The sequence below is a fragment of the Otoolea muris genome, from assembly GCF_943193115.1.
Taxonomy (GTDB): domain Bacteria; phylum Bacillota; class Clostridia; order Lachnospirales; family Lachnospiraceae; genus Otoolea; species Otoolea muris.
The window spans coordinates 62,508-77,478 of the sequence record NZ_CALPCY010000023.1 but is presented as its reverse complement, the minus strand read 5'-3'; the positions used below and the strand labels follow the sequence as shown (position 1 = coordinate 77,478).

Sequence of the window (14,971 nt, the reverse complement as noted above, 5' to 3'; positions counted from 1 at the left end):
GCCTCGCGCGCCTGTTCAGACGTCTCACGCGCCTGTGCTGCTTCCTCACGCGCCTGCTCAGCCGCCTCGCGCGCCTGTTCAGACGTCTCACGCGCCTGTGCTGCTTCCTCATGCGCCTGCTCAGCCGCCTCGCGCGCCTGTTCAGACGTCTCACGCGCCTGTGCTGCTTCCTCACGCGCCTGCTCAGCCGCCTCGCGCGCCTGCGTTGCTTCCCCCTTTGTCTCCCCGATCTCCTGAGCCAGACCATCCAGTTTGTCCAGTATCAGTCTTTCTACTTCCGTCATGGCGTATCTCCTTTCGTAACGGCTCAAACATTTTCACAGTTACTCCTACACCTCTCCAAGTATATTCATACTATATCGTATCAGTCTGGCTGTGTCAATCTGTCCTTTACATTTTGCCGGGCTGTGTCCGGCAGCGCAACAGTTCATACTGCTTAAACGGCTGCCCCGCCAGCCTCCATCCAAATTACTCAGCCGCCCCGGCCTACTGCCCCGGCCAGCCTTTCAAGCGCCTCCATGAGGATCTGCTTCGGGCATGCCAGGTTGAGCCGCTCAAAGCCTTCCCCTTCCGGCCCGAAGATGTACCCCTCATCCAGGAACAGATCCGCTTCCACCATCCGCCGCTCCTGCTCCTCCTTCGTCCATCCAAGCGCGTGCAGATCCATCCACTGTAAATATGTCCCCTCCAGTGGGAAGACCCGTATCTGCGGACAGCGTTCCCCGAGAAATGCCTTCAGCGCCAGATGGTTTTCATAAATCACTTCCAATGCCTGTGAAAGCCATTCGTCGCAACGGGTATAGGCGATCTCGCACGCCTTATATCCAAGGGCATTCACCCGCCCTTCCTGTCCGGCGCAGGCCATCCGGCGCTTTAAGGCCCGCATCCGCTCCGGATCCGGCACGATAACAATACTTGTTTCCAGGCCGGCCAGGTTGAAGGTCTTGCTGGGCGAGATACAGGTCATGGTATTCCTCTCCAGCTCCCCGGAAATCGCGGCAAAGGAGGTGAAGGCATGTCCCGGCATGATGAGATCGCAGTGGATCTCATCGGAAATGATGAATACTCCGTGGCGCAGGCAGATCTCTCCCAGCCGTTCAAGCTCCTCCCTGCTCCAGACACGCCCGGTTGGGTTGTGCGGGCTGCAAAACAGAAGGACTTTATTCTCCTCCCGCGCCGCCAGCTCCTCCATTTTTTCATAATCTATGACGTAACGCCCGTCCTCCTCCAGTAACGGGCAGCGGACCAGGCGGCGCCCCGTCTTTTCCACGGCCTTGTAGAACGGCGGATAGACCGGAGGCATGATGATCACGCCCTCGCCCTCCTCTGCAAACGCCGCTGCCGCGTGAAACAGCGCGTTGACCACGCCCGGCGTTGTGATGAGCCATTCCGGCCGGATCGCGCGGCCGTAGCGGCGCTTTGTCCAGCTCCCCACCGCCTCATAAAACGCGGGGCCTGCGGTCTGATAGCCCAGCACGGCGGTCTGTATATATTCCGACAGCCCCTCCCGGATCTCCGGGGGATTGGCAAACTCCATATCGGCGATGGAAAAGGGAACGATCCCCTCCCGGACGCCCGGCTTTTTTTCTTTCATGATCTTCCATTTCAGCGCCTCGTCCATGTCGCGCCGCGGCGCTGTCGTAAAGTCATATACGCTCATTACTCATCCCTCCTGCAATACAATAGCCGTTCAGGCGGCGGGCGGGAAGACTCCCCCATCCGAACGGCTGCATACGATCTGTCAAACTGCGTATAAACAGCATTCTTTTATCCCATCATATCAAACAGCGAGAGCTGGTTGCTCTCCGGGAGCCCGGCGAGCAGCCCCAGATCCGCCATCAGATCACAGACCGTTTTCGTCACCTTGGTCCGGTTGATAAAATCTTCCTTTGACAGGAACGGACCTTTTGCCGCCGCGAATACAACGGCGTCCGCCGCCTTTTCCCCCAGGCCGTCTATGCTGCCAAGGGAGGGCATCAGCTTCCCGTCCATGATCTGGAAGTTTCTGGACTGCGCCCTGTAGATATCAATCGGGATAAACTCAAAGCCCCTGGCATACATTTCCTGCACAATGCGCATATCGCGCAGGACGTCCTGCTCCTTTTTTGAGAGGGAATCCAGGCGGCTTTTATAATCCGCCAGATGATGCTCCAGGCGGTCGCGCCCCTGGCACATCAGCGCATAAGAAAAGCCGTTGGCGCGGATGCTGAAATAGGCGGCGTAGTAAGCCAGGGGGTAAAACACCTTGCAGTACGCCACGCGCCAGGCCATCATCACATACGCGGCCGCGTGCGCCTTGGGGAACATATATTTGATCTTCTGGCACGAATCAATGTACCACTGAGGCACGCCGTGCCCTGTCATCTCCTCAATCCATTCCGGCTTTAAGCCCTTGCCCTTGCGGACGCTCTCCATGATGGTAAAGGATAAGCCCTCCTCCAGGCCCATATGGATTAAGTACACCATGATATCGTCGCGGCAGCAAATCGCGGTCTGGATGGTCGCCTGGCCGCTCAGAATCAAATCCTTTGCATTTCCCAGCCACACATCCGTCCCGTGCGCCAGGCCCGCGATGCGCACCAGATCCGACAGGTACTTCGGCTGGGCGTCAATTAACATCTGCATGGCGAAATCCGTGCCAAACTCCGGAATCCCGAGCGCGCCCAGCCTGCAGCCGCCGATGTCCTCGGGCGTGATTCCCAGGGCCTGCGTGTTCTGGAACAGGCTCATGACCTCCTTGGAATCCAGCGGAAACTCCTTTGGATCCTGCCCGGTCAGATCCTGCAGCATGCGGATCATGGTCGGATCATCGTGTCCCAGGATATCGAGCTTTAAGAGGTTATGGTCAATGGAGTGGTAGTCAAAATGCGTCGTCACCGTGCGGGACGACATATCATCCGCCGGGTGCTGCACCGGCGTAAAGGAAAAGATCTCTTCGCCCAGGGGAAGCACGATGATCCCGCCCGGGTGCTGTCCCGTGGTTCTCCTGACCCCCACGCAGCCGGCCAGGATGCGCTCAATCTCGCACCGCCTTTTGTGGATGCCCTTATCCTCATAGTAATGCGCCACATAGCCGTAGGCCGTCTTATCTGCCAGCGTGCCTATCGTCCCGGCCCGGAAGGTCTGGCCTTTTCCGAAAATCACCTCGGTATAGCTGTGCGCCCGGCTCTGGTATTCTCCGGAGAAATTCAAGTCAATATCCGGCTCCTTGTCGCCCTTAAAGCCCAGGAACGTCTCAAACGGGATATCAAATCCATCCTTTTTAAGAGGTTTGCCGCACACCGGGCAGAGCCGGTCCGGCATATCGCAGCCGGCCATGCCGGAAAACTGCCGCACCTCCTCGGAATCAAAGTCATAGAAATGGCAGTTTGGGCAGTAGTAATGGGGGCTTAAGGGGTTTACCTCCGTGATACCGGACATGGTGGCCGCCAGCGACGAGCCCACGGAGCCGCGGGAACCTACCAGATAGCCGTCCTCATTTGACTTCCAAACCAGCTTCTGGGCGATGATGTACATCACCGCAAAGCCGTTGGAGATGATGGAATTCAGCTCCCGTTCAAGGCGGTCCACCACAATCTTCGGCAGCTCCTCCCCGTACATCTCATGCGCCCGGTTATAGCAGATGGTACGCAACGTCTCATCCGAATTCGGGATAACCGGAGGGCATTTGTCCGGCCGCACCGGAGAGATCGGCTCGCACATGGCCGCAATCTTCCTCGTATTCGTGATCACGACCTCCCCGGCCTTATCGCTCCCCAGATACTCAAACTCGCGCAGCATCTCTTCTGTGGTGCGAAGGTATAAGGGCGCCTGGTTGTCCGCGTCCTTAAACCCCTTGCTGGACATGATGATCCTCCGGTACACCTCATCCGCCGGATCAAGGAAATGGACGTCGCAGGTGGCGCAGACCGGCTTATTGTACTGCTCGCCGAGGCTTATCACCCGCCGGTTCAAATCCATCAGATCCTCTGTGCTGCTCACCGGGCTCTTCTCGTCGCGCAGCATGAATTCATTGTTCCCCAAGGGCTGGATTTCGAGATAATCATAAAAATTTACGATATCGTGCAGCTCCGCCTCCGGCACGCCGCGCACGATCGCCTGAAAGAGCTCCCCCGCCTCGCACGCGGAGCCAAGAATCAGCCCCTCCCGGTACTCGGTAAGAAGGCTTTTGGGGATTCTCGGCCGCTTGGCATAGTATGTTAAGTTCGATTCCGACACAAGGCGGTACAGATTAATCCGCCCCGTATCATTCTTTGCCAGGATAATGATATGGTACGTCGGCATCTTGCGGATCATGTCCACGGTCATTTTGCTCTGGGCGTTTAAAGCCGTCACATCCTCAATGCCCCGCGCCTTCAGCATGGCGATAAAACGGACAAAGATCTCCGCCGTCGCGCCCGCGTCGTCCACCGCCCGGTGATGGTTCTGCAAAGAAATGCGCAGCTCTTTTGCCACCGTGTCCAGCTTAAACCGGTTTAAATTCGGCAGCAAGAGCCTTGCCAGGCTCACCGTATCGAGGACCGTGGGCTCAAATACAAGACCCTGCCGCTTTGCCTGCTCCTTGATGAAGCTGACATCAAAGGAGGCGTTGTGGGCAACCATCACCGCGTCCTCACAGAACGCGAGAAACCGGGGCAGTACCGTCTCAATATCCGGCGCGTCGAGGACCATGCTGTCGTTGATGCCCGTCAGGTCCTCGATTTCATAGGGAATCGGCGTCCTGGGATTGACAAAGGAGCTGAAACGGTCCGTTATCCGGCCGCCCTCCACCCGCACCGCGCCGATCTCGATAATCTGATTCTTCAAAGGGCTGAAGCCCGTGGTCTCAATATCAAATACCACGCACACCGAGTCCAGGGACTGGCCCTGTCCGTGGCTGACCAGCTCCTTCATATCGTCAACCAGATAGCCCTCCACACCGTAGAGCACCTTAAAATCCTCGTCCTTATCTACCGCGTGGCCGGCGTCCGGGAACGCCTGGACACAGCCGTGATCTGTCACCGCGATCGCGTCCATGCCCCACTCTTTTGCGCGCTTTATGAGATCCTTTACCTCAGACACGCCGTCCATATCGCTCATTTTCGTATGACAGTGAAGCTCCACCCGCTTGACCGGACTGTTGTCCATACGGCGGTCCGTGAAATCCTCACACGTTTTAATGCCCGAAACCGATCCGATGGTCAGCTCCCCGTCGAAGCGGTCAAGATTGGCCACCCCCTTGACGCGCACAAACCGGCCCGCCTTCGTGGCCTCCTTCAGATCCTCCACCGCCTCCTCCCTGGCGAAAATCTTCACGGTAATGGTGTCCGTAAAATCGCTGATATTGCACATAAAGAGCGTATTGCCGCTGCGCAGCTCCCGGCACTCGGAGGAAAGGATCTTCCCACGGATCACAACCGTCCCGATCTCTCCCTCCAGCTTATCCAGCTCCACCGCCTCCCCGTCAAAGTCACGGCCGTACAGCACATCCGGATGATCCGCTTTTTTATACTGCCCGAAACGGCCATACTCCCTGCGGCCGCCTTTTGCGCCCGGAGCGGAAGAGTTGTTCCCCGTATTGTTTGAAATATTTTTTGCATTATATGTAATATTTTTTGCATTAGACGGGTTGTTTTTCGTTTTTTCCAGCTTATCTTTAGAATGGTTTTTTGAAACTTTTCCGCCGGATGAATGAATCTTTCCATCAGATGAATGTTTCATTTCGCCTGGGCCGGATATGAAAGTTTCAGCCGCCTGGGTCGGATATGGATACACGGCCTCCGCTCCGGCTACTTCTGCGTTCCAGGGTACATCCCCTTCTGCGGCCGTCCCTGCCTGCGCCCCCCAGGCATTCTCAGCGCCGGCGGCGGCCTGCTCTCTCCAGCCGCTTTGTTCTCCCATATCGCCCGCCTCCGGCCCGGCTCCCGTGTCCTGCGCCGCCGCGGCTCCGGGAACAGGAAAGCGGATCATTTCTCCTTCCATGTCCTCTGTCCGCTTTCTGCGCTCAACCGGACGGTAGGCCATCTCGACACTTAAGGGGACATTACAGCGCTCGGTAAAGATTTTCTCCAGAATCCGTTTTAACTCCGGGGCCTTATCCCTGGAAAGCGCCGTGTCCTCCACTGTCAGCTCCAGAAGGCCCTCTTCTTTAAAAAGGAAGATGCCATGGCGGAACATGTTGTAGAGAAGGATGCTGTAGCCCCGCAGTTCCAGCAAAATGCTGTCCCGGTAGGCTTCCAGAAGCTTTTCCGGCGTATACTGGCTGGAGAGATGGTATTTCTCCTGAATACGGATTGCCACCCGTTTTCCCGGAAAAAGCTGATCCCGGATGCCCTCTTCCAGCTTGTAAATGTTTTGCTTGTGCATCAGTCTCGGGCTGTCGATGTAGATGCGGATCACGCTCCGGTCCCTTGTGGTGGAGACGCGCTCTACCTGTACCATCTCCAAAAGCCCGCGCACATGTTCCGCGATATGTAAATCAGGAAATACCTCTGGAAATGTTTTCACTGTACTCTGCTCCTTTCCTGGATGGGGGATTAGTTGTGAGAGGGACGCCCTTTTCCGTAAATGATAAATGAAGCAGGCAGCCGCCTCACCCGGAAACCGGCTCTCCATTTGCAAGACAGCGATCGAGTTCCTTTTTGAGTTCTGCCAGCAGCTCCCCTTCCGGAACCTTTTTCACTGCTTCTCCCTTTCGGAAGAGAATTCCCTCTCCCCTGCCGCCCGCAATGCCAAAATCCGCCTCTCTGGCCTCGCCCGGCCCGTTGACCACGCAGCCCATAACCGCGACCTTTACGTCCAGCGGATATTCCTGTACCATGGTTTCCACCTGGTTCGCCAGCCCGATGAGGTCAATTTTCGTCCGGCCGCAGGTGGGGCAGGACACTACCTCAACGCCGCCATTCCTAAGCCCCAATGTGCGCAAAATGAGCTTTGCCGATTTAATCTCCTCCACCGGATCCCCGGTCAGGGAAACGCGGATCGTGTCTCCGAGACCCTGCCCCAGAATCAGGCTTAAGCCCACGGCTGACTTGATATTTCCCGAAATCACGGTTCCTGCCTCCGTAATGCCCACATGAAGCGGATATCTGGTCTTCTCCGCGAGCAGCTCATGAGCCCGTACGCACATCAAAACATCCGATGACTTGATACTCAGCACCAGGTTATCATAGCCCATTTGCTCCACCATCGCCGCCTTGTCAAGCGCGCTCTCCACGAGCCCCTCTGCCGTCACCCTGCCATATTTCTCAATCAGATTTTTTTCCAGGGAACCACTGTTCACGCCGATCCGGATGGGAATCCCATATTCCTCCGCCTTGTCCACCACGGCCTTCACGCGCTCGCGCGCGCCGATATTCCCGGGATTGATGCGGATCTTATCCGCCCCGCACTCAATCGCGGCAATCGCCAGGCGGTAATCAAAATGGATGTCCGCGACCAGCGGGATGTGGATCGCTCTCTTTATCTCCCTGATAGCCATGGCGGCCTCCATATCCGGGACCGCCACGCGGATGATATCGCAGCCGGCGCGCTCCAGGGCGAGGATCTGCGCCGTAGTCGCCTCTGCGTCGTCGGTTTTTGTGTTGCACATGGATTGAATCAGGATTGGATGTCCGCCGCCAATTATGCGGTTCCCAATGCGGATTTCTTTTGTTTCATTTCTGTTTGTCATAATATCTCCTGATCCGGATGAAACGGATGTGTCGAAACGCGGGGTATATTTGGTTACTTTACAGCATATTCCGAATATCATTAAACAAAATCAGCACCATCAAAACCATCAGAACCGCCATCCCCGCCATATGGATCATCCCCTCCTTCTCCCGGTCAACCGGACGCCCGCGAAGCGCCTCCAGAAGGATGAAAACGAGCCGTCCCCCGTCCAGCGCCGGGATCGGGAGCAGGTTCATGACGCCTAAATTTACGCTCAAAAGCACACACATGTTCGTCAGGTTCAGCAGCACGGCCATGAGGCCAAACTCACGGCTTTCCTTGACCGTATTGTCCAGCATGGAGACGATCCGCACCGGGCCGGCGATGTCGTTTGCGCCCACCTGGCGGCGGACAATCATTTTCAGGCTCTCAAAGGTAGTGTCCACCCAGTAGCAGAGCTCATAATAGCCATATTTTGCCGTTGTAAACAGCGATTCTGATCTGCGGCGTCCGCCATAGCTGAGCCCGATCAGGTATCTTCCGTATTCCTCAGAAAACTTCGGCTCGATCACTGCTGTCTGCTTCTCCTGGCCGCGCCGGAATGCAATGGTCAGCGTCCGGCCCGGGTGAAAGCTGATATAATTCAGGATATCGCCGTAATTATGCATCCGCTTCCCATTGATGTGCGTAATCACATCCCCGGCCCGGATACCGGCCGCCTCGGCCGGATAGCCTTTTGTCACGCTGTAAACGTCCGTGGGCTCATAGCCGACGGCGCTGATGATAAAGCATGCGCCGAGGAAGGCCAGGATAAAGTTAAACAGAGGTCCGCCTGCGATGACCAGGAACCGGGTCCAGGCCGGGGTATCGTTAAAAAACGTCCCGCGGCACTCCGGATGCGCCTGACGCACTGTGTTTTCACGGCCGGGCTGATTCTCCTGGCGCACCGCGTTTTTACGGTCAAGCCGGCTCTCCCGGCTCCCGGACGCCTCACGGCTCTGCGCATCTTTCGCAGATTCCCGGCTCCCGGACGCCCATTTGTCCCCGTCCTGCTCTGTGTCTTCCTCCAAATCCAGGTCTTCACCCAGCATCATGCACGATCCGCCGAACGGAAACGCCTTCAGTGAATAGCGCGTGCCGCCCTTTACCACGCTGAACAGCCGCGGGCCCATTCCTAACGAAAACTCCACGACGCCGATACCGCCCCGTTTTGCCATCAGGAAGTGGCCGAATTCATGGAAAAGGATAATCAGGCCAAACACAAGGATTGCTGCGATTAAACTCAATCTACCACCTGCTCTCTATAAAGTCATACGTCTCCTGCTCCGCAGCCAGGATCTCATCCACCGACGGGCCGGGAATCACCCGGTGATGCTCCATGGACGCCCGGATCATCTCCGTGATGGAAAGATACCCGATTTCCCGGTTTAAAAATTTCTCCACCGCCCGCTCATTGGCCGCGTTGAACACGGCCGGCAGCGTGCCGCCTGCGCGCCCCGCCTCATACGCCAGGGCAAGCCCTTCAAAATTCACCATATCCGGGGCCTCAAAGGTAATCTGCCCAAGTTTCGCAAAATCTAACCGCTCTCCGGCCAAAAACCTTCGTTCCGGGTAATACAGCGCATACTGGATCGGCAGCTTCATATCCGGCGTCCCGAGCTGGGCGATCACAGCCCCGTCCTCAAACTCCACCATGGAATGGATCACACTCTGCGGCTGCACCACCACCTGCACCTGATCCATGGAAACGCCGAACAGCCAGCGCGCCTCCATCACCTCCAGGCCCTTGTTCACCATGGTTGAGCTGTCAATCGTGATTTTCCTTCCCATACTCCAATTGGGGTGCTTTAAGGCATCCTCTACCCGGATCGTCCTCAGCTCCTCCCTGGTCCGCCCCCGGAACGGGCCGCCGGACGCGGTGAGAAGGATTTTGTGGAGCCGGTTCTGGCGCTCTCCGTTCAGGCTTTGAAAAATCGCGCTGTGCTCGCTGTCCACCGGGAGGATCTGCACACCCATTTTTTGGGCAAGCGGCATAATCAGGTGGCCGGCCGTCACCAGCGTCTCCTTATTGGCCAGCGCGATATCCTTTCCGGCCTCCATGGCCGCCATCGTGGGACGGATGCCGATCATGCCCACAATGGCCGTGACCAGAATCTCATACCCGGGCATAACAGCCAGCTCCAGAAGGCCCTCCATGCCTGAAACCACCCGGACATCCATGTCACGCACCCGGAGCGCAAGCTCCTTTGCCCGCTCTTCCTCCCAGACAGCCGCAAGCTGCGGGTGAAATTCCCGGATCTGCTCCTCCAGAAGGCGGATATTGCTTCCCGCTGCCAGCGCCCTTACCTCTATATCTTTATTCGCCCGGACCACGTCCAATGTCTGTGTTCCGATCGAACCCGTAGAACCTAAAATCGCAATTTTCCTCATCGTCTTCTCCTCAGCTTCCGTCCCGGGCTCCGCCATATCACGCGTCCGCACAGACCGCCGTCAAAACAGCGTCACCGCAGAAATGTTACGGCAAAATAGATAGCCGGGGCCGTAAAAATCATACTGTCAAACCGATCCAGCACTCCGCCGTGGCCGGGAATTAAGTTCCCGTAATCCTTGACATCATGGTTGCGCTTGATCGCCGACGCCGCCAAATCGCCGATCTGCGAAATCACAGCCGCAATCGCACAGGCAATGGCGCAGGCTGCCTGCGGATTCTGGACCTCGGCCATCTGCTCTCCGAAAACAGACGCAAACAAAAAGCCCAGGAGCGCCGCTCCGGCCACGCCGCCCACGGCCCCCTCCACCGACTTTTTAGGGCTTAAAACCGGCGCCAGCTTATGCTTTCCAAACAGCATCCCGGCGCAGTAGGCGCACGTATCACAGCCCCAGGAGCTCAAAAAAATCAGCCACGCCAGATAACGCCCGTCCGGCATTTCCCGCACCTGATACAGATAGGAAAGCATAATCCCCAGGTAAAAAATCCCGAAAAACGCCGTCGTCACCTGTTCGGTGGTGTATTGGGGAAATGTAAACACATAGATCGTCATAAGCAGCATCAGAGCCGCGATCGCCAGCAGCGTCACATAGCGCTCCCCCTCAAACCACACGATCCCATAATACGACGCACAGGCCAGATAGCCCGCCAGCCCCAGAGGCTTTTTCTCGATTTTCATCACGCGGTACAACTCAAACATCCCAATCAGGGAAATTCCTGCTGTCACGCAGTAAAGGAGCATTCCCCCTGTCGTCATCAGTATGACAGCCAGCGCTACCAGCACAATCCCACTTATCAGCCTTGTCCTGAACATGGCCCACCTCCCTGTTCCATCCTGTCTCCATTTCCGCCATAGTTTCGCGGGCGCAACCGTCCCGTTTTCCGGATCGTACCGAAATGTCCGCAGGGCGCCACTTGGCATCTAAGCCAACGCCTGCCGCCTTTTGCTGTATTAGTACATTCTCACACGCCACCAAAGCGCCGTTCCCTTTGATTATACTGCGCGACGGCCTTTAAAAGCTCTTCTTTGCTGAAATCGGGCCATAAACAGTCCGTAATATAAATCTCACTGTATGCAAGCTGCCACAGGAGATAATTCGACAGGCGCAGCTCCCCGCTGGTGCGGATCAGCAGATCCGGATCCGGAATCCCGGCCGTATCCAGATACGACGCGACCGTATCCTCTGTCACGTCCCCCGCCGCCAGGGCATTTTCCCTGCACGCCTCCATCATCCGGCGGACCGCCCTCGTGATATCATCCCTGCCGCCGTAATTGACGGCAATCACAAAGGTCATGCCCGTATTGTCCTTTGTCTTTTCTTCCACGCGATCCAGGCCCTCAATGATATCCCGGTCAAAGCGCGTGCGGTCCCCGATCATCTTCACCCTCACATTGTTATCCGCCGCCACCTTTATCAGGCGCTTTAAATAAAAACGGAAGAGCTGCATCAGGGCCCCGACCTCCTCGGCGGAACGCTTCCAGTTTTCCGTTGAAAAGCCGTACACAGTCAGATAGCCCACGCCCAGCCTGGCCGCGTCCTCCACGATCTGCTCCAGCGTCACGCAGCCCTGCTTGTGACCGGCCGTCCTCGGCAGCCCCCTCTTCTTCGCCCAGCGCCCGTTTCCGTCCAAAATCAGCGCAATATGGCGCGGCATCTTTAAATTGCTTCCCTCGTTTTCCATCCGATGTTCCTCCAACGTAAAGTCAACAACCCCGCTGCAAGCAACGGGGTATCTTTTATAGCGCTGCAGAGCAGCGGAATTATACGGTCATAATCTCCTGCGTCTTCGCTTCCACCGCTTTATCGATCTTCGCAATCATCTTATCCGTCAGCTTTTGGATCTTATCCTCTGCCAGCTCCTGATCGTCCTCGGAAATCTCTCCGGCCTTCTCCATCTTTTTGATGGTCTCATTCGCATCACGGCGGATATTGCGGATCGCCACCTTTGCGTTCTCGCCCTTTTTCTTCACGTCCTTTGCCAGCTCTTTTCTTCTCTCCTCCGTGAGCTCCGGGAAAATAAGGCGGATCGCGCTCCCGTCATTGTTCGGGTTGATCCCCAGATCCGAGGTCAGGATGGCCTTCTCGATCGGCTTTATCAGGCTCTTGTCCCAGGGCTGGATTAACAGCATCCTTGGCTCCGGCACGGAGATATTGCCCACCTGCTGAAGAGGCGTGGGGGACCCGTAATAGTCCACTCTCAGCTTATCCAGCACATGCGGGTTCGCCCGTCCCGCGCGGATCGATGAATACTCATTCTGAAGCGCATCATAGGACTTATTCATCTTCTCTTCGTAAACCTTAATCTTCTCCTCCATCATGAAACCTCCTCTTATGCGGTAACGATTGTACCATTTATTTTTCCCTGCATCGCGTTTACAATGCCGTCCTTTTCTGTGAGGCTGAACACAGCCATCTGCACATGGTTCTCCATGCACATGATCGAGGCCGTCAGATCCACCACGGCCAGCTTCCTGTCAATGACCTCCTGGATGGAGATCGTATCATACTTCCTGGCATCCGGGTTGAGCTTCGGATCGCTGTCGTATACGCCGTCCACTGCCTTGGCCAGAAGGATGCAGTCCGCCTCCATCTCAATCGCCCGCAGCGCCGCCCCGGTATCCGTTGAGAAATATGGATGGCCTGTCCCGCCGGCAAAAAATACGATGATACCCTTTTCAAAATATTTGTTGGCCCTGTCCTTGGAAAACAGCTTGGTCATAGTTCCGCACTCAAAAGGGGTGAGGATCTGCGTCTTCATCCCCACGCTCCTGAAAATCTCTGATACGTAAATGCAGTTCATCACCGTGGCCAGCATCCCGATCTGATCCGCCCTCGTGCGGTCGATCGCGCTGCTGTCGCGCCCTCTCCAGAAATTGCCGCCGCCAATCACGACGCCAATCTCAGTTCCGCTGTCCGCCGCTTTCTTTACCTGCCTGGCAACCTCTGTCACCGTGGCCTCGTCAAAGCCGTTTTTCTTTTCGCCCGCCAGAGCCTCGCCGCTCAGCTTCAGCAATACTCGTTTCATCTTCATCATTCGGTTTTCTCCCTGATTTCTTGCCGCGTATATTGCGTTTATGGTGATTATACCACAAAATGTGTGTTTGTGCGATCTGTTTTTTTATTTTCGTGCGGGAGGGGAATTGGGGATAAGGTTTTCTGGTGGGATGTGGAGGGGATGATGCATTTGAATTTTATAAGGGGCGGGAGGGGGACGACACATAATCTTGTGTGTAACAAAAAAAATGTCCTACATTTCAATCCACGTCCCCGCGAGGGGGACGACGTATACCCGATAGCCTCAACATCAAAGATAATGCCATTTCAATCCACGTCCCCGCGAGGGGGACGACGCTTGTCGTGTCTGGCGGGAAGGCTGGAGTAGTAGATTTCAATCCACGTCCCCGCGAGGGGGACGACCCAGCTTTCCGAGTCGTCAAAATCCGAGTCAACAATTTCAATCCACGTCCCCGCGAGGGGGACGACATTCCGAGGCCTAGCTGAAATTGGGAGAGCCAGGTATTTCAATCCACGTCCCCGCGAGGGGGACGACGGAGTAGACTGTGTTGTATATGGGGAGTAGGGAGGGATTTCAATCCACGTCCCCGCGAGGGGGACGACCTTGTGTCCAATTGGATTGGCGCGATTGTCAGTATATTTCAATCCACGTCCCCGCGAGGGGGACGACCCAGGTGGGAGTTTGTTAATCGGGATGTCAACAAATTTCAATCCACGTCCCCGCGAGGGGGACGACGCATGGCGCGGTAATGGGCATGCCTGTGCATATAAGATTTCAATCCACGTCCCCGCGAGGGGGACGACCGATGTGCTCGGGTTTAATTATTGCGAGATTCCAATTTCAATCCACGTCCCCGCGAGGGGGACGACTATAACCAAAAATAAAATTACTAATTCTAATTAAATTTCAATCCACGTCCCCGCGAGGGGGACGACCAATAACCGGAATCAACTTATCCCAGAAGTCAAGATTTCAATCCACGTCCCCGCGAGGGGGACGACGGATAATCCGCAAGATTATGGATATATAAGCGATATTTCAATCCACGTCCCCGCGAGGGGGACGACCCGTTCCGGGGATTGAACCCGGAAGCTGCCTATACAATTTCAATCCACGTCCCCGCGAGGGGGACGACATTTGTATAGTAAAATTCCAGAATCTTCAAACTTTATTTCAATCCACGTCCCCGCGAGGGGGACGACGATGGCGTTTCTGTCGGAGAATAAGAATCAGGCTATTTCAATCCACGTCCCCGCGAGGGGGACGACGCTGGGGTATACGGTGGATGAGCTGGACGGTATGATTTCAATCCACGTCCCCGCGAGGGGGACGACAGTAATACAACTTCAAGTACATGGTATCAGATGCAATTTCAATCCACGTCCCCGCGAGGGGGACGACATAGGCTTAATGGCCTGGGAGTCTTTAAAGTCCGATTTCAATCCACGTCCCCGCGAGGGGGACGACATTCTACGTCACGGCACTTGCTTTCGCTGATGTACATTTCAATCCACGTCCCCGCGAGGGGGACGACTATATCGGACACCCGTACTGCTAAGCGGCGTTTGATTTCAATCCACGTCCCCGCGAGGGGGACGACGCCAAAATCAGGTTCGTGCCAATTCCTCCAAATTGATTTCAATCCACGTCCCCGCGAGGGGGACGACGAACATGAAATGGAGTTAAGCTTTACATCCCCCGGGATTTCAATCCACGTCCCCGCGAGGGGGACGACGCATGTTGACTTGAGTTGCGGTAATGCGGTTTTGATTTCAATCCACGTCCCCGCGAGGGGGACGACCGCCTGCCGCCTGCACGGCCGCAATCCGTAAA

The 14,971-nt window shown here is 56.1% G+C and carries 10 protein-coding genes and 1 CRISPR repeat array (1 of these 11 running past the window's edge); all 10 genes read right to left on the bottom strand.

What is annotated here, in order from left to right:
• Positions 1–284, bottom strand: a 284-nt coding sequence (locus tag NFS31_RS14695) for a hypothetical protein (protein WP_251496450.1), incomplete at its 3' end; no start/stop codon positions are given.
• Positions 285–472: 188 nt separating this feature from the next.
• Positions 473–1,660: a MalY/PatB family protein gene (locus NFS31_RS14690; protein ID WP_251496448.1), complete on the bottom strand. Its 1,188-nt coding sequence runs from the start codon at positions 1,658–1,660 to the stop codon at positions 473–475.
• A 107-nt stretch (positions 1,661–1,767) separates the two neighbouring features.
• A complete protein-coding gene (locus NFS31_RS14685; RefSeq protein ID WP_251496446.1) occupies positions 1,768–6,486 on the bottom strand; it encodes a PolC-type DNA polymerase III in 4,719 nt (1,572 codons plus the stop codon).
• 85 nt (positions 6,487–6,571) lie between these two features.
• The gene (gene ispG, locus NFS31_RS14680; RefSeq protein ID WP_251496444.1) at positions 6,572–7,651 is read right to left on the bottom strand and encodes a flavodoxin-dependent (E)-4-hydroxy-3-methylbut-2-enyl-diphosphate synthase; all 1,080 of its coding nucleotides are present in this window, start codon (positions 7,649–7,651) and stop codon (positions 6,572–6,574) included.
• 58 nt (positions 7,652–7,709) lie between these two features.
• Positions 7,710–8,918, bottom strand: a complete 1,209-nt coding sequence (locus NFS31_RS14675) for a M50 family metallopeptidase (RefSeq protein ID WP_251496441.1) — start codon at positions 8,916–8,918, stop codon at positions 7,710–7,712.
• A gap of 1 nt (position 8,919) precedes the next feature.
• Complete coding sequence (gene dxr / locus NFS31_RS14670) at positions 8,920–10,062, bottom strand: 1-deoxy-D-xylulose-5-phosphate reductoisomerase (RefSeq protein ID WP_251496439.1); 1,143 nt, start codon at positions 10,060–10,062, stop codon at positions 8,920–8,922.
• 71 nt (positions 10,063–10,133) lie between these two features.
• A complete protein-coding gene (locus tag NFS31_RS14665) occupies positions 10,134–10,934 on the bottom strand; it encodes a phosphatidate cytidylyltransferase (protein ID WP_251496438.1) in 801 nt (266 codons plus the stop codon).
• 149 nt (positions 10,935–11,083) lie between these two features.
• The gene (locus NFS31_RS14660) at positions 11,084–11,803 is read right to left on the bottom strand and encodes an isoprenyl transferase (RefSeq protein ID WP_251496436.1); all 720 of its coding nucleotides are present in this window, start codon (positions 11,801–11,803) and stop codon (positions 11,084–11,086) included.
• 79 nt (positions 11,804–11,882) lie between these two features.
• Positions 11,883–12,437, bottom strand: a complete 555-nt coding sequence (gene frr / locus NFS31_RS14655) for a ribosome recycling factor (protein WP_251496458.1) — start codon at positions 12,435–12,437, stop codon at positions 11,883–11,885.
• Between the two features lie 14 nt (positions 12,438–12,451).
• Positions 12,452–13,153 carry a UMP kinase gene (gene pyrH / locus NFS31_RS14650; protein ID WP_251496456.1) on the bottom strand — a complete coding sequence of 234 codons (702 nt, stop codon included), beginning with the start codon at positions 13,151–13,153 and terminating at the stop codon, positions 12,452–12,454.
• Between the two features lie 220 nt (positions 13,154–13,373).
• Positions 13,374–14,971: direct repeats of the CRISPR family, unit length 32 nt; unit sequence ATTTCAATCCACGTCCCCGCGAGGGGGACGAC; it runs 35 nt beyond the window's last position.

What these genes read in the sequence shown, in the direction of transcription:
- NFS31_RS14665 (WP_251496438.1), bottom strand. Translation starts at nt 10,934, where the DNA reads ATGTTCAGGACAAGGCTGATAAGTGGGATTGTGCTGGTAGCGCTGGCT.
- dxr (WP_251496439.1), bottom strand. Translation starts at nt 10,062, where the DNA reads ATGAGGAAAATTGCGATTTTAGGTTCTACGGGTTCGATCGGAACACAG.
- frr (WP_251496458.1), bottom strand. Translation starts at nt 12,437, where the DNA reads ATGGAGGAGAAGATTAAGGTTTACGAAGAGAAGATGAATAAGTCCTAT.
- NFS31_RS14660 (WP_251496436.1), bottom strand. Translation starts at nt 11,803, where the DNA reads ATGGAAAACGAGGGAAGCAATTTAAAGATGCCGCGCCATATTGCGCTG.
- ispG (WP_251496444.1), bottom strand. Translation starts at nt 7,651, where the DNA reads ATGACAAACAGAAATGAAACAAAAGAAATCCGCATTGGGAACCGCATA.
- pyrH (WP_251496456.1), bottom strand. Translation starts at nt 13,153, where the DNA reads ATGAAGATGAAACGAGTATTGCTGAAGCTGAGCGGCGAGGCTCTGGCG.
- NFS31_RS14690 (WP_251496448.1), bottom strand. Translation starts at nt 1,660, where the DNA reads ATGAGCGTATATGACTTTACGACAGCGCCGCGGCGCGACATGGACGAG.